The organism is Arthrobacter sp. M2012083 (genome assembly GCF_000281065.1).
Classification (GTDB): domain Bacteria; phylum Actinomycetota; class Actinomycetes; order Actinomycetales; family Micrococcaceae; genus Arthrobacter.
In genome coordinates this window covers 36,566-52,531 of record NZ_AKKK01000066.1, presented here as the reverse complement: position 1 = coordinate 52,531, position 15,966 = coordinate 36,566, and the positions used below count along the sequence as shown (strand labels likewise).

At 62.6% G+C, this 15,966-nt stretch carries 11 protein-coding genes; 7 read left to right on the top strand and 4 right to left on the bottom strand.

The features are described 5' to 3' along the window. Positions 1-191 precede the first annotated feature (191 nt). Complete coding sequence (locus A477_RS0121055) at positions 192-1,535, top strand: LysM peptidoglycan-binding domain-containing protein (protein WP_017200829.1); 1,344 nt, start codon at positions 192-194, stop codon at positions 1,533-1,535. A 75-nt stretch (positions 1,536-1,610) separates the two neighbouring features. Continuing rightward, complete coding sequence (gene pknB, locus A477_RS0121050; RefSeq protein WP_017200828.1) at positions 1,611-3,695, top strand: Stk1 family PASTA domain-containing Ser/Thr kinase; 2,085 nt, start codon at positions 1,611-1,613, stop codon at positions 3,693-3,695. Between the two features lie 53 nt (positions 3,696-3,748). Here pknB and A477_RS0121045 read toward each other — a convergent pair whose 3' ends face one another. Both A477_RS0121045 and A477_RS0121040 read right to left on the bottom strand, forming a co-directional pair. After that, on the bottom strand, positions 3,749-5,152 hold the full coding sequence (locus A477_RS0121045) for a class II 3-deoxy-7-phosphoheptulonate synthase (RefSeq protein ID WP_017200827.1): 1,404 nt from the start codon (positions 5,150-5,152) through the stop codon (positions 3,749-3,751). Positions 5,153-5,218: 66 nt separating this feature from the next. Continuing rightward, the gene (locus A477_RS0121040) at positions 5,219-6,010 is read right to left on the bottom strand and encodes a lysophospholipid acyltransferase family protein (protein ID WP_017200826.1); all 792 of its coding nucleotides are present in this window, start codon (positions 6,008-6,010) and stop codon (positions 5,219-5,221) included. Between the two features lie 110 nt (positions 6,011-6,120). On the opposite strand from A477_RS0121040, the gene A477_RS0121035 reads away from it, so the two are divergent. From A477_RS0121035 to A477_RS0121025, 3 genes are read left to right on the top strand one after another with little or no spacing between them, the layout of a single operon-like run. Then, complete coding sequence (locus A477_RS0121035; RefSeq protein ID WP_017200825.1) at positions 6,121-6,909, top strand: alpha/beta hydrolase; 789 nt, start codon at positions 6,121-6,123, stop codon at positions 6,907-6,909. After that, entirely contained in the window at positions 6,906-7,709 is an 804-nt protein-coding gene (locus tag A477_RS0121030; RefSeq protein WP_017200824.1) for an alpha/beta hydrolase, read from the top strand. Before A477_RS0121035 ends, A477_RS0121030 begins: the two co-directional genes overlap by 4 nt. Next, complete coding sequence (locus tag A477_RS0121025) at positions 7,696-8,268, top strand: hypothetical protein (RefSeq protein ID WP_017200823.1); 573 nt, start codon at positions 7,696-7,698, stop codon at positions 8,266-8,268. The genes A477_RS0121030 and A477_RS0121025 overlap by 14 nt, the downstream gene beginning before the upstream one ends. Before the next feature lie 30 nt (positions 8,269-8,298). Here the strand turns inward: A477_RS0121025 and A477_RS0121020 are convergent, their stop codons facing one another. Continuing rightward, entirely contained in the window at positions 8,299-9,357 is a 1,059-nt protein-coding gene (locus A477_RS0121020) for an ROK family protein (RefSeq protein WP_017200822.1), read from the bottom strand. Between the two features lie 188 nt (positions 9,358-9,545). Between A477_RS0121020 and A477_RS0121015 the strand changes: the two genes are divergently transcribed. Beyond that, on the top strand, positions 9,546-11,357 hold the full coding sequence (locus tag A477_RS0121015) for an AMP-dependent synthetase/ligase (protein WP_026005818.1): 1,812 nt from the start codon (positions 9,546-9,548) through the stop codon (positions 11,355-11,357). 82 nt (positions 11,358-11,439) lie between these two features. On the opposite strand, the gene A477_RS0121010 is transcribed toward A477_RS0121015, so the two are convergent. After that, the gene (locus tag A477_RS0121010; RefSeq protein ID WP_017200820.1) at positions 11,440-14,835 is read right to left on the bottom strand and encodes a pyruvate carboxylase; all 3,396 of its coding nucleotides are present in this window, start codon (positions 14,833-14,835) and stop codon (positions 11,440-11,442) included. Positions 14,836-15,137: 302 nt separating this feature from the next. Here A477_RS0121010 and A477_RS0121005 point away from each other — a divergent pair, with 302 nt between their 5' ends. Then, a complete protein-coding gene (locus tag A477_RS0121005) occupies positions 15,138-15,947 on the top strand; it encodes a ParA family protein (protein ID WP_017200819.1) in 810 nt (269 codons plus the stop codon). The last annotated feature ends 19 nt before the right edge of the window (positions 15,948-15,966 follow it).

Sequence of the window (15,966 nt, the reverse complement as noted above, 5' to 3'; positions counted from 1 at the left end):
AGCTTGGCAGTCGCAATTTCGGCCATTTCAAATGTGGCTATTTGTCCGGTTTGACAGGACTTGTTGTGCTCATCGACTAAGTGTGAGAGATTCACACTGATCACATTTGCATCACTGATAACATCAGCAACATTGGTAACACTGACAACAGCACTAATAATCCCCCGCTGTTTGAGATGAGGACACATTTCATGACGACGCCCCGCTCGCCGAAACGAACCATGAGCATGCCGGTCATCGCGGCAACCACGGCTGCGCTTCCCGCCGTGGTTTTGTCCTCGCTTGCCCTGGCCCAACCGTCCATGGCAACACCAGCGCCGCAGCCTCGGAAGATTCCGGCTACCCTCGCTGCGGCCATGAAAGCGCAAGCAGTCAACGTGGGCTCGGTCATTCCCGCGCAGGCCGTGGCCACCACCCTCCCTGCGGCCCTGCGTCCCATGGCTCCGTCAGTACCGGACACTTACACGATCGTGCGCGGCGATACGATCAGCGCCATCGCGCGCCGTTTCAACGTGGACACGACGGCCGTTCTTCAGCTGAACAAGCTCTCTGCCACCACCCTGATCTACCCGGGACAGACCATCAAGCTCAAGGGCACAGCCCCGGCAGCGCCCGCCCAGCCTGGTCCGACCGCCCCCAGTGCGCCCAGCACCCAGGGCAGCGCAACCGTCTACACCGTGGTCTCCGGAGACACCCTGGGTGGCATCGCAGCCAAACACGGCGTTCCGCTGTCAAGCATCTTCAGCTGGAACGGTCTGAACGGAAGCTCCATTATTTATCCCGGGCAGAAAATCAAGGTCAGTGGTGGATCTGCCCCTTCAGCGCCAGCAGCCCCCGCACCCGCACCTGCGCCCGCCCCACTGGCCGGCACAGGTTCCTACACCATCAAGGCGGGCGACACCCTCAGTTCCATCGCTTCCCGACACGGGGTTTCCCTGGCCGCTTTGATGGCCGCCAACAACAACGTGACTGCCACCACCGTCATCTATCCGGGCCAGAAGCTCACCATCCCCGGCGCCGGCTTGCAGCCGGCCGGTGACACCAAGCCACTGGTGCCCAGCACTTTCCTGGGCTTCACCTACCCGCCGGCAGTTGTCAACTCGGCCAACGAGAACAAGGCCTTGCTCAACGCCTCACCCGTACCCAGCCGGGCTGAAATGAAGAGCATCGTAGCTGACACGGCCCGGCGCATGGGCGTCAGCCCTTCCCTGGCTTTGGCCTTCGCCGAACAGGAATCAGGCTTTGACCAGCGGGCAGTCTCACCCGCCAATGCAATCGGCACCATGCAGGTTATTCCCTCTTCCGGCCAGTGGGCGTCCGACCTCGTGGGTCGAAAACTGAATCTCCTGGACCCGTACGACAACGCCACGGCAGGTGTCGCCATCATCCGAACCCTTATTGCGACCAGCAAGGACCTGGACACGGCGATTGCCGGCTACTACCAGGGTCAGTACTCGGTCAGTAAGTACGGCATGTACGACGACACCAAGCGCTACGTCGAATCGATCAAGGCCCGCCAGCGCACCTTTGGCTAGGCCATCAACTGCACCTTTGAAGGGGCCCGAAACCCACGTGGATTCGGGCCCCTTCCCTGCCTCGTTTAGGATCGTATGGTGCAAGAACCAACGCAGGACCACCTCATCGGGACAACCGTAGACGGCCGATACACGGTCCGATCCCGCCTCGCGAGGGGCGGTATGTCCACTGTCTACCTGGCCACGGACCAGCGCTTGGAGCGCGACGTGGCCCTCAAAGTCCTGCACCCGCACCTCGCCAACGATCCCACCTTCCTGGAGAGACTAAGCCGCGAAGCAAAAGCGGCCGCGAGCCTGTCGCACCCGCACATCGTCGGCGTCCTCGACCAAGGCGAGGACGGCCATATCGCCTACCTGGTCATGGAGTACGTCAAGGGACATACTCTTCGCGACACTCTTGACGAACAGGGTGCCTTGCCGCCGCGCCTTGCCTTGGCGCTGATCGATCCTGTCATCGAGGGCCTGGCCGCCGCCCACCGCTCAGGCTTGATCCACCGTGACGTCAAGCCCGAGAACGTTCTCATTGCTGACGACGGACGCATCAAAGTGGGAGACTTTGGACTGGCCAGGGCGATCTCTGCCAACACCAGTACCGGTGCCCTCATTGGCACTGTGGCGTACTTGGCTCCCGAGCTGGTGCTCGGCCAGCCGGCAGATGCCCGCAGCGACATCTACTCGGCAGGCATCATGCTCTATGAGATGTTGACGGGCAAACAACCTTACGCAGGAGACTCTCCTATCCAGGTTGCCTATCAGCACGTCAATGCTGTGGTGGGACGTCCTTCGGAGGCCGCTCCCGGCCTCGCCCAGGACCTTGATGAACTGGTGCAGTGGTGCACAGCGGTAGATGCGGAGAACAGGCCCGTGGACGGTACTGCTTTGCTGACCGAGCTCCGCCACATCCGCACCACGCTGACGGACGAGGAACTGGACCGCAGGCAGGCGTCCTCCCGATTGCCCGGCTCCCCCACCCCCGCCGCGGCCACCGCTGCCTTTGGCGGTTCCGATGCACCCGGGGTTCCCGGCGGGAATCCCACAGAGGCCATCGCCTCCACTGCCTCTCCCACGGAATTGATCGCCCACCAGAGCAACCCCACCACCATCATGGCTGCGGGTGCTTCAGGCAGGCTGCAGGCCGCAGCTGTTGATCCGGGGAACGAACCGGACCTTCGCCGGCCCGGCAAACGGGAGCTGAAGAGACTCGAACGGCAGGAGAGCAAAGACCGCGCACGAGCAGCTGCCACTCCAAGTCGCCCGCTACGCGAGGGCAACCCCCGCCGCCGCGGCATTATCTGGACTATCGTGATCGTTATCCTCGCAACGCTTGCCGCGTCGGCCGGTTGGTTCTTTGGCATGGGACCCGGATCGCCCGGAACCGTCCCGGACGTCAAGAACAAAACCGTGGCCGAGGCACAACAGCTCCTCCGCACTGCCGGCTTCCAATCAGAACCGAAGGATGTTTTCGACGACGACATTCTTGCAGGGCTGGCCGTTGGCACCGAACCGGAGTCCGGCACCGAGGTTCGGAAGTTCCAGCCCATCACGCTTTTCGTCTCCAAGGGGGCCCAGCTGTTCGCCCTGCCCGATCTGACCGGTGGCACGTTGGACGAGGCCAAGATTGCCTTGAATTCCGCTGAAATGGCCCTCGGCAACGTCACGCAAGCCTTCGACGAGAAGATTCCCGCCGGCGTCGTGATTTCGCAGGACCCAGCCAAAGGTACAGAGGTGAGGCATGGCACCCCAGTGTCGCTGGTGGTCTCCAAGGGACCCCAGCCCATTCCTGTTCCCGATGTGCGCGGATTGACTCAGGACGCAGCCGTCAAGGCCATTCAGGATGCCGGGCTGAAAGCAGTTATCGCTCCGGAGACGGTGAATGATAAGACGGTTCCCAAGGGCGCTGTTGTTTCCCAGATACCTGCGAACGGAACCCTGGTCCGGGGCGAAGCGGTGACGCTCACTGTATCCAAGGGACCCAAGTTGGTGAAGGTGCCCAGCTTCATCGGCAAGCAGGCCGATGAAGCTGAAAAGGAACTGAAAAGGCTCGGTTTCAAGGTTGAGGTCAACAAAATCCTGGGTGGCTTCTTCGGTACCGTCCGGGACCAGAACCCGGTCAATGCCGAGATACCGGAAGACTCAGTGGTCACCCTGACAGTCGTCTAGCAACACCACGGAAAAGGCGCGGTCCGGAGATCCGGACCGCGCCTTTTGAGTCTCTACCTCTTGGAGAGGGCTCCTGCCACCAGGAAGGCCATCTCAAGGGACTGCATGTGGTTCAGGCGAGGATCACACACCGACTCATAACGGTCCAGGAACGCGTCCTGGTCGATCGGGTCGGCACCGCCCAAGCACTCGGCGACGTCATCGCCGGTCATTTCAACGTGCAGTCCGCCCGGGACTGTGCCCAGGGCGTGGTGGACTTCGAAGAATCCACGCACTTCGTCAATAACGTCATCGAAGTTGCGCGTCTTGTAGCCGTTGGGCGACGTGACCGTGTTGCCGTGCATCGGATCGGTCACCCACAGCACCTGCGCACCGGAAGCAGTGACGCGTTCGACGACGGCCGGCAGCTTCTCGCGGATGTTGCCGGCGCCCATGCGGGTGATGAACGTGAGGCGGCCCGGTTCGCGGTTGGGGTCCAGTTTGTCGATGAGGCGCAGGGCATCGTCTCCGCTGGTGGTTGGCCCAAGCTTGACGCCGATGGGGTTTCGCACGCGGGACAGGAAGTCAACGTGGGCGTGGTCCAGTTCCCGGGTCCGCTCGCCAATCCACAGGAAGTGCGCGGACGTGTCGTAAGGCAAGCCGGTACGCGAATCGATGCGGGTCAATGCGCGCTCGTAGTCGAGCAGCAATGCTTCGTGGCTGGCAAAGAACTCGACGCGCTTAAGTGCCTCAAAGTCGGCGCCGCAGGAGTCCATGAAGCTGATGGCACGATCGATGTCGCGCGCCAGCGATTCGTAGCGCGCGTGTGCCGGGTTCTCGGTGAACCCCTTGTTCCACTGGTGAACCAGGCGGAGATCGGCGAAGCCGCCTTGGGTAAAGGCGCGGATGAGGTTCAGCGTGGACGCGGACGTGTGGTACGCCTGGAGCATCCGACCGGCGTCGTGGGCGCGGGATTCCGGGGTGAAATCATAGCCGTTGACGATGTCGCCGCGGTACGCGGGAAGCGTCACGCCGTCGCGGGTCTCGTCATTGGAAGAGCGCGGCTTCGCGAACTGGCCGGCCATCCGCCCCATTTTGATGACAGGCATGGCAGCGCCGTATGTGAGGACCACGGCCATCTGGAGGATTGTTTTGACCCGGGCACTGATCTTGTCCGCGGTAGCGGCCTCAAAAGTTTCAGCGCAGTCACCGCCCTGCAGGAGGAAGGCTTTGCCCTGGGCAGCGGCAGCAAGGCGCTCCCTCAGGACGTCCACTTCGCCCGCGAACACCAAGGGGGGCACCACCGAGAGTTCCTTGACGGAAGCCTTGAAGACCTCAGTGTTGGACCATGTGGGCTGCTGGGAAATGGGCAGGTCCCGCCAAGCGTCGAGCCCGGGATAGTTCGCTGCCCCGCTCTGGGAGGTGCTTGCGAGAGGGTCTGCTGCGGAGGGTGCGGTGTTCGCGGTTAGCTCAGTCACCCTTCAAGAGTAGTAGCCCACGGCAAGGTTGCGGGACTGCAGCCGTAACCGATGCCGCCGCCTACGTCACAGTTTCTCCGCTGATCCGTTTCCGTCACCTCGGGGTTCATCCCTGTCCTCCGCAATGTCGGATGTTACGTCTTCGGCAACCTCGATCTTATGGACAGGCTCCGGGCCTTTGCCAGCCAACTGGGCCTTGACCACTGCTGCGTACTCGTCCACGTATTCCTGGCCGGAAAGCCGCATCAGTTCATACATGATTTCATCTGTCACAGCCCTCTGGATCAGCCGGTCGTCTTCCATGCCGTAGTAGCGGCTAAAGTCCAGAGGCTGTCCGAAGATCAGGCCGATCCGGCGGATGTTGGGGAGTCGTTTGCCGATGGGCTGGACTTTCTCCGTCCCGATCATTGCCACGGGCACCACGGGAACGCGTGTTTGGAGTGCCAGCTTGGCCACGCCCACCTTGCCGCGGTAGAGCCGGGCATCCGGGCTGCGCGTGCCCTCCGGATAGATCCCCAGCAAGCCTCCGGAGTTCAGGACGTCCTTACCTGCCTGCAGTGACATTTCCGACGCCGCGCCGCCGGAACGGTCCATCGGCAGTTGATTGCTCAACCTGAAGAACAGCGCGGTCAGCCGGCCTTTGAGTCCTTTTCCTGTGAAGTACTCGGACTTGGCCAGGAAGATCACCGGACGATGAACCATCAAGGGCAGGAAGATGGAGTCCGAGAAGGACAAGTGGTTGGAGGCCAGGATGGCAGCTCCGCTTTCAGGAACGTTGTCCAGTCCCTTCACCCAAGGACGGAACAGGAGCTTGAGGATGGGACCGAGAAAGATCCTCTTCATGACCCAATAGAACACGTTTGTCCTCTCACGGCCGATTGGTTGGCATGCACCCGGGCAACCCGGCCGGCACTCAACTGCAACCCTACTCCAGTGAGAAATGTCAGGAACAGTGACACGATGGACGCATGACGGAACGCAACAAAACCGCCGCGCCGCTCGCTTTCCACCATGCCGGACATGGAGCCAACGCATCCATCGGCGTGGCGATTTGCCACGGCTTCACCGGAAGTCCCCTCAGCGTCCTCCCTTGGGCCGAATACCTCGCCAAGCAGGGCTTCGCAGTCTCAGTGCCCCTCCTTCCCGGGCATGGCACCAGTTGGCGTGACCTCGCCACCACAAGGTGGCAGGACTGGTACCGGACCTTCGAGCAAAGTTATTTGGATCTTGCGGCGAAGACGGAGACGTGTTTCGTGGCTGGACTCTCCATGGGCGGAGCCTTGGCTCTGCGGGTGGCCTCCCGCCATGAAGTTCCCGGACTGGTCCTGGTGAACCCGGGGCTGAGCTTCTACGACCGCCGGGTGCGGTACGTCGGCGCGTTGAAGTACGTCATGCCCACTACCACCCCCATAGTGGAGGACAGGCCCGCGCCCATAACGATCGAGGAAGGCGACTACTCCAAGACGCCACTTAAGTCCGTCCACGAACTCAAAAAGCTTTTCCGCGCAGCTACCCGGGGCCTGCCGCACGTGGAGGCTCCCGCGCTGGTGTTCAAGTCCTCGGTTGACGACGTCATCCCGCCGAGCTCAGTGGCCACCATCAGCAAGTACATCGACTCCTCGCGCCTCACAGTGGTCACGCTTCCACACAGCGGACACGTAGCCACGCTGGATGTTGACGCACCCACCATTTTTGAAGAATCGGCCGGCTTTTTCCGCCAGCGTGCCGGGGACAGAGTAGCCTCAGAGTCATCATGAAAATGCTCCCCGACTTTTCGCCGTTCCACAGCAGCTGGAAGGGTGCCGGTCCGCGCGTCGGTGTGGTCATGTCCCACGGGTTCACGGGAAGTCCGCACAGCGTCAGGCCGTGGGCCGAACACCTCGCTGCATCCGGCTACGCCGTCAGGCTGCCGTTGCTGCCCGGACATGGCACCACGTGGCAAGACATGGCCACCCGCTCGTGGCGGGAGTGGCACCGCGCCGTGGATGATGCGTACCTTGAGCTGGCTTCCGAGTGCGATTACGTTTTCTCTGCCGGTTTGTCCATGGGCGGAACGCTGGCCTTGCGGATAGCAGCCACGCGTCCCATTGCAGGGACAGTGGTGGTGAACCCTGGACTCGTTTTGGACGATCCGCGGGCTGTCATCGTCGCTGCCCTCAAGTATGTGGTGAAAACAACTCCGGCCATCGCCAACGACATCCTCAAACCGGACCAGGACGAAGGTGCCTACGCCCGGACGCCCGTTGCGGCGGCCCACCAGCTCAAGAAGATGTACAAGGACACCGCGGCCATCCTGCCGCGCATCAGCTCACCCGTTCGGGTCTACAAGTCAACCGTTGACAACGTCATCTCGAACGCGAGCCTGGAGTTCCTCAGATCCCGGGTTCAGGCACCGGTGGATGTCAGCTACCTCCACAACAGCCACCATGTTGCCACCCTTGATAATGACGCTCCGGAGATTTTCTCCGGGACAGTCGACTTTATTCAGAAGACCGTAGCGGCCCTGGCCGGGCACGGGCTCTCCCCCGAAAAGGACACAGCCCATGAACAGGCCTGATCCCAATTCCGCTGATCAAAGCGCAAACAAGGACGACGACGCCGTGTGGCAGGATCTGGTGGCCCGGCTGGAGGCCACACAGTCAGGCCCCGAAGGGGAATCGCCGAAGCACGCGACGCCGCACGACATCAACGAGGCTCCGGGCTCCGAGGCCGGGCTTCAGCCGGAGTCCGGAAGGACTTTCAAGGACTTCGATCCACTCGGGTTGTCCGCCCCTGCCCCGGAACCGTTACCTGACCCGGCGGCAGTGCATGCCGATGCCGAAGCGGGAGTCCGACCGTCCGGACCTCGTGACTTCGAAGTCGAAGACGAGGACGAGGACCACACCTTCGTTCCTGAGGATCCGCCAAGCCTGGCCGGAACTGAGCCGCTGGTCATGCTGGCGTGGGTGGGTGCCGTGGGCGGACCCATTGCTTTGCTTTTCACGGCCATGTTTTGGCGGTCCGCGCCATTGACGGCAATTCTTGGCATTGTCGGCATTTTCGTGGCGTCTGTGCTCTACCTCATCATGCGGCTTCCGCAGGAAAAGAATGAGGACGACGACGGCGCCCGCCTCTAGGGGCACGGAGCCGGTCCCGGCGTGGCAAGCTTAGCTGCGCGCCCGTCCGCTGACGCGTGACAGGTCTGCTGCGCCGATCATGCCGGCACGCGGGCCGAGGGCCGCGAGCTCGATCCTCGCCATGGGACGGAAACCCCGCCCTGTCAGATTCTTCGCGAATGACTCACGGGCAGGTCCGGCGAGCAACTCCCCCGCGTCACACAGTCCCCCGCCTATGACGAACATCCCGGGGTCAAGTGCTGCTGCGAGGTTGGCCAAACCCAGTCCCAACCATTCGCCTTGGTCGGCGAGGAGTTCGCGGGACGTGGCATCGCCCGCAAGTGCCAGCGAGGTCACGGCTGCGCCTGACAGGTTCTCAGCAGTCCCGCCTGCCTTCTCCAACAGGGCACGGCCTGCGGGGGAATTGGTCCGTACCAGCTGCCGGGCTTCACGGCCCAGCGCGTTACCGGAGGCGTACTGCTCCCAGCAGCCGCGGTTACCGCATTCGCAGCGGTGTCCCCCGGGGAAAATAATCTGGTGACCGAATTCCCCGGCCACGCCGTATCGTCCCCGTTCCACGCGGCCATCCATGACCATGGCACCTCCAATGCCTGTGCCCAGTGTGATGCAGACCAGGCGGCTTTCACCTTGGCCTGAGCCAAAGCGCCACTCAGCCCACGCGGCAGCATCGGCGTCGTTCGTGAGTAGTACTGGACGCCTCAGCAACTTCTGGAGGCTTTCCCTCAGCGGCTCGTTACGCCAGGCCAGATGGGGGCTGAACAGCACAGTGCCGCCGTCGAGGTCCATCCATCCTGCGGCACCGATGCCCACTGAAGCGATCCGGTGTCCTGCACTGAGCTCGTCCACCAGCTCCACAATGGTCTGCTCGACAGCTCGGGGGTCCGCGCCTGGCGTGGACCTGCGCGCCTCGGCGAGGACCCGCCCCTCTGCGTCCACAACACCAGCGGCTACCTTGGTGCCGCCGATGTCGATTCCGATCGCCAGTCCGCGACGGCCCAAATGGCTTCGTCGGGCAGCCCAAGGCACATCCCTCCATGCCGAGGCAGGTGGCTTGGGTCTGACCAGGGAACTGGACCGTAATGCGGGCATCCCCTCATCCTATTCCGCAGGGCGGGGCAGCACCGGCATCGCCTGGGCATGGATGGCATCGAGTTGCTTGAATACACGGCTCATCCGTAAAGTTACTCGCCAGTAGGTGAAATAGAACACACCTCCGCGAGCGGGCATACTAGAGTGGAAGCAGCCCCTCGTGGCCCGTGGATATCAAAGGAGCTACCGTGCGTGAAATCAGTGTTCCTCCCCTCGTGAACATCGCCCCGGAAACCAACATCACGGACCTCGTGATCCGAGAGGCAGAAAAGGCATCCAACCCTGCATTGTTTTCCAAGTTGGACGGCAATGGGCAGTGGCAGGACATCCGTGCAAAAGACTTCCTGCAAGACGTGAGGGCCTTGGCAAAGGGCCTCATTGCCAGTGGAGTCGGCGTGGGCGATCGTGTGGGCATCATGTCCCGCACTCGCTACGAATGGTCACTCGTGGACTTCGCCATCTGGTTTGCCGGAGCCGTCTCTGTCCCGATCTACGAAACGTCGTCGCCTTCACAAGTGGCATGGAACCTGGGCGACTCAGGCGCTGTGGCAGCCTTTGGCGAAGCAGCGCACCATGAGGACGTCATCCGCCAGGCTGTCGCCGCAGAGGACATCACATCGGTGGCAAACGTCTGGCAGCTTGAGGGCGCCGGACTCGATGCGCTACGCACTGCAGGTGCAGGCGTCCCCGATGACGAACTGGAGTCCCGCCGTTCCTCAGCCGGACTCAAGGATCTCGCCACGATTATCTACACCTCCGGCACCACCGGCAGGCCCAAGGGCTGCGAACTGACCCACGGCAACTTCGTGGAGCTCTCCGAGAATGCCCGCGCTTCATTGCCCGAAATCATCAACGAGTCTGCCAAGACCATCATGTTCCTCCCGTTGGCCCACGTCTTCGCACGTTTCATTTCCGTGCTTGCCGTGGCCGGCGGGGTGAAGGTGGCGCACACCCCGGACATCAAGAACCTGTTGGCTGACCTCCAGAGCTTCCAGCCGACGTTCATCCTGGCTGTGCCCCGAGTCTTCGAGAAGGTCTACAACTCGGCGCTGACCAAGGCAGAGGACGGCGGCAAGGGAGCCATCTTCCACCGCGCAGTGGATACTGCAATCGCCTACTCCAAAGCACGTGAGTCCGGTTCGCTGGGACTTGGCTTGAAGCTCAAGCACGCCTTGTTCGACAAACTCGTCTACGGGAAGCTCCGTGCCGCGATGGGCGGCCATGTTGCCCACGCCGTCTCGGGAGGCGGCCCGTTGGGTGAACGGCTCGGGCACTTCTTCCAGGGCATCGGCCTACAGATCCTCGAGGGCTACGGCCTGACCGAGACCACGGCGCCAATCTCCGTAAACACACCGTCCATGATCAAGATCGGCACGGTAGGTGCCCCCTTGCCGGGCAACTCGGTCAAGATCGCGGATGACGGTGAAATCCTCGCCAAGGGTGTCTGCGTCATGCGCGGTTACTACAAGCGTGAAGACCTCACTGACGAAACGTTTGTTGACGGCTGGTTCCGCACCGGAGACATCGGCGAACTGGACAACAACGGCTTCCTCAAGATCACTGGCCGCAAGAAGGAAATCATCGTTACTGCCGGCGGAAAGAACGTAGTTCCTGCCCTGCTGGAGGACCAGATCCGCGCGGATGCCTTGGTTTCCCAGGTTCTTGTGGTGGGCGACAACCGTCCGTTCATCGGCGCCCTGGTCACCCTGGACGAAGAAGCGCTCCCGGGCTGGCTGGATCGCCACGGCCTCCCCGCAAGCACCACAGTCGCCGAGGCCACCGACCACCCGGTAGTTAAGGCAGCAGTCCAGGAACTCATCAGCAAGGCCAACCAGTCGGTGTCCCAGGCCGAGGCCATCAAGTCCTTCAGGATCGTTCCAGCGGACTTCACCGAAGCCTCAGGTCACCTGACCCCATCCCTCAAGGTCAAGCGGGCCCAGGTCATGAAGGACTTCGACACCGTTATCGAGGAAATGTACACCGCACCCCGCGCATCCTAGCCAAGGGCGTTTCAGCCAGGAGTAGCAGAAAAAAGTACCCCGTCCGGATTCTTCCGGACGGGGTACTTTCTTAGGTGGATGGCTAACCGATCACCAGCAGCAAGTCGCCGCCCTGGACCTGCTCAACCGAGGAAATGGCGAGGCGGGAGACCGTGCCGGCCACCGGCGTCGTGATGGACGCTTCCATTTTCATCGCCTCAATGGTGGCAACAGTGTCGCCGGCGTTGACAACATCGCCCACCTTGGCCGTTACCGTAACCGCGCCTGCAAACGGGGCGGCAACCTGGCCTGGTTGCGCAGGATCCGCCTTCTCAGCGGCCTTGACGTTGCTTACCACCGAACGGTCACGAACAACAACGGGCCTGGACTGGCCATTGAGCGTGCACATCACGGTGCGCATGCCCTTCTCGTCGGCCTCGGAGACAGCCTCAAGCTGGGCAATGAGGCGAACACCCTTCTCCAGCTCGATGACGTGCTCTGCGCCCTGCTGGAGACCGTACAGGTAGTCACGGGTGTCCAGCACGGAGATGTTGCCGTAGGTGTCAACGCTCTTCAGGTAGTCCTTGGTGGGTCCTGCGAAGAGCAAACGGTTCAGCGTGTGCTGCCGCGTCTTGGAATCACCCTTGAGCGCGGCGCTGTCCTCGGCACTGATATCAACGTCCCGCACCTTGACGCTGCGGCCTTGAAGGGCCTTGGTGCGGAACGGCTCAGGCCAGCCTCCGGGGGGATCACCGAGCTCCCCGGAGAGGAAGCCGATCACGGAGTCCGGGATGTCGTAGTTCTGCGGGTTCTCGTTGAAGTCCGCGGGATCGGCGTTGAGTCCTACCAGGTGCAACGCGAGATCGCCCACCACCTTGGAGGAAGGAGTGACCTTCACCAAGCGGCCCAGGATCCGATCAGCTGCCGTGTACATGTCCTCAATGGCCTCGAACTGCTCCCCAAGGCCCAAGGCGATGGCCTGCTGGCGAAGGTTTGACAGCTGGCCGCCGGGGATTTCGTGCTGGTAGACGCGGCCAGTGGGACCCGGAAGACCGGATTCGAAGGGGGCATAGACGCGACGGACGGCTTCCCAGTAGGGCTCAAGGGCACCGACGTTAGTCAGGCTGAGCCCGGTATCGCGGGGTGTGTTGGCCAATGCAGCGACCAGCGCCGACGCGGCGGGCTGGCTCGTGGTGCCCGCCAGGGATGCAGATGCCACGTCAACGGCATCCACGCCAGCGTCGACAGCAGCCAGCAGAGTGGCAAGCTGACCACCCGCGGTGTCGTGGGTGTGCAGGTGCACCGGCAGGTCGAAGCGCTCACGCAGGGCAGAAACCAGCTTCGCGGCAGCAGCCGGACGCAGGAGGCCCGCCATGTCCTTAATGGCAAGGATGTGGGCACCGGCGTCCACGATCTTCTGGGCCAGGTCCAGGTAGTAGTCGAGGGTGTAGAGGTCCTCGTTCGGGTCCAGGAGGTTGCCTGTGTAGCAGAGAGCCACCTCAGCGACGGCAGTCCCTGTTGCACGCACCGCCCGGATTGCGGGGGCCATCTGGTTGACGTCGTTGAGGGCGTCAAAGATACGGAAGATGTCGATGCCCGTAGCGGCAGCCTCGTTAACGAAGGCCTCCGTCACCTCTTCCGGGTACGGGGTGTAGCCGACGGTATTGCGTCCGCGGAGCAGCATCTGAATACAGGTGTTCGGCAACGCCTTGCGCAAGGCGGCCAGGCGGTCCCACGGGTCCTCACCGAGGAAGCGGAGCGCGACGTCGTACGTTGCGCCACCCCAGGCCTCCACGGACAGCAGCTCGGGCATGAGTGCCGTCACTGCCGGACCGGCGGCCACGAGGTCACGGGTGCGCACCCGTGTTGCCAGCAGCGACTGGTGGGCATCGCGGAACGTGGTGTCCGTGACAGCCACCGCCTGCTGCTCACGGAGAGCCTTGGCAAAGCCCTCCGGCCCAAGTTCGATCAACTTCTGGCGCGAACCCGACGTGGGAACCGGGCCATCGATCGCCGGCAGCTTGCTCGCTGGGTCCGAATGGACAGCGAGCTCGCCGTTGGGTTTGTTGACGGTGACCTCAGCCAACCAAGTGAGCAACTTGGTGCCACGGTCTGCAGAAATGTGCGACTTCAGCAGTTCAGGGCGCTTGTCGATGAAGTCCGTGGCCACGTTTCCGGCATTGAAGTCCGGATCCGCGAGAACAGCCTGCAGGAAGGGAATGTTGGTGGACACGCCACGGATACGGAACTCAGCCAAACCACGACGCGCGCGGGCTACGGCCGCAGGGTAGTCACGGCCACGACACGTCAGCTTCACCAGCATGGAGTCAAAGTGCGGGCTGATCTCGGCACCCGAGTAGACCGTACCGCCGTCGAGCCTGACACCGGCGCCACCGGCAGAACGGTAGCCAGTGATCTTTCCAACGTCAGGACGGAATCCGTTGGACGGGTCCTCTGTGGTGATACGGCACTGCAGCGCCGCACCCTTGATGGACACCGAATCCTGGCTCAGCCCCAGGTCCGCAAGGGTTTCCCCTGACGCGATCCGCATCTGGGCCTGCACGAGGTCAACGTCGGTGATTTCCTCCGTGACGGTGTGCTCCACCTGGATGCGGGGGTTCATCTCAATGAAGACGTGCTGGCCGGCCCGCTCCCCTTCTGTGTCCACCAGGAACTCCACGGTTCCGGCGTTAACATAGTTCAAGGCCTTGGCGAATGCCACGGCGTCGCGGTAAAGAGCCTGGCGAATGTTCTCATCCAGGTTCGGTGCGGGGGCAATCTCCACCACTTTCTGGTGGCGGCGCTGTAGCGAACAGTCACGCTCGAAGAGGTGCATGACGTTGCCTTCGGCGTCGGCCAGGATCTGCACTTCGATGTGGCGGGGACGCAGAACTGCCTGCTCAAGGAACATGGTGGGATCGCCGAAAGCCGCATCAGCTTCACGCATGGCGGACTGCAATGCTTCGGGGAGGGCTTCGCGCGTCTCAACACGCCGCATGCCACGGCCGCCACCGCCGGCAACGGCCTTGGCGAAGATGGGGAAGCCGATCTCGTCGGCGGCAGCGATCAGCTCGTCAAGGTCCTTGGAGGGCTTGCTCGACTTCAGGACCGGGACGCCGGCCTTACGAGCGGCTTCCAGGGCGGCAACCTTGTTGCCTGCAAGCTCCAGGACCTCCGCGGGCGGGCCCACGAAGGTGATGCCTGCTGCCTTGGCCGCCCGGGCGAGGTCCGGGTTCTCGGAGAGGAAGCCATAGCCGGGGTAAATGGCGTCAGCGCCGGCTTCTTTGGCGACACGGACAACCTCCTCTACGTCCAGGTAGGCGCGGACGGGATGGCCCACCTCGCCGATCAGGTACGCTTCGTCGGCCTTCTGCCGGTGGATCGAGTTACGGTCCTCATGCGGAAAGACGGCTACGGTCTTGGCGCCCAGTTCATAACCAGCGCGAAACGCCCTGATCGCGATTTCGCCGCGATTGGCCACCAGAATTTTCGAAAACATACTTCTCCTGCATCATTGCGGGTGGATCGGTCGGTGGTCACAGTGTGTAGTGCCGCCAGCATCAAACACAAATCTTTGTGGCAACCATCACAAAGGAATCGTCATCTGGGCTGTATATGCGTGCGCGCGATCCGGTCGCATGCTATTGCCCCCGCGTATCCCCAGCGGCCTGGCGCGTAGAAAGCGGGAATCGACCGCGATGCACCATATGATGTTCAGGGGGCTTCGGCAAGCCCCGGCTCCGGCGCTTCCGGAGCGAATCAGCGCGATACGGCAACCGGCGTTAGGTTTTGGGTTTTCAAGTGCAAGTAGTCAGCATCAGCAGCCTCAAGGGTGGAGTGGGAAAGACGTCCGTGACCACCGGTCTGGCGTCCGCGGCCCTCGCAGCCGGTATTCCCACGTTGGTAGTGGACCTCGATCCACACGCCGACGCCACCACGGCACTTGGCGTCCAGCCGGGCGGGCAACTCGACATCGGCCGAATGCTGAAAAGCCCCCGAAAAGCCAACCTCGCCGGCAATGTGGCCGGCAGTTCCTGGGTTTCCAACGGGTCCAGCAGCGGCACCTTGGACGTCGCAGTGGGTTCGGCCTTCACCGGAATCTATGATCGGCCGGATCTGGGCCGACGCGACCTTCGCAGGCTGTCAGCCGTCCTGGCAGGGACCACCAACTACGAACTCGTCCTGGTCGACTGCCCTCCTTCCCTCAACGGCCTGACGCGCATGGCTTGGAGCGCAAGCGATCGCGTCGTCCTCGTCGCAGAGCCCGGGCTCTTCTCCGTGGCCGGTACCGAACGCACCATGCGAGCTATTCAGTTGTTCCGGCAGGAATTCGCTCCCAACCTGGCCCCGGCAGGAATCGTGGCCAACCGGGTGCGCACCGGTTCGGCCGAACACACCTTCCGCTTGGCTGAAATGGAATCAATGTTCGGCGAACTGCTCCTGACGCCCCACATTCCGGAGCAGGCCAATTGGCAGCAGATCCAAGGGGCAGCACACTCGGTCCACCACTGGCCCGGAGACTCTGCCAAGAATGCCGCCAAACTCTTTGATGCCCTCCTAGGGAGCCTGTTGGCTGGACAGTCCTCGACGCGCGAGCGCCGACAACGCTAAGCGCCTCCGTACGCAATAC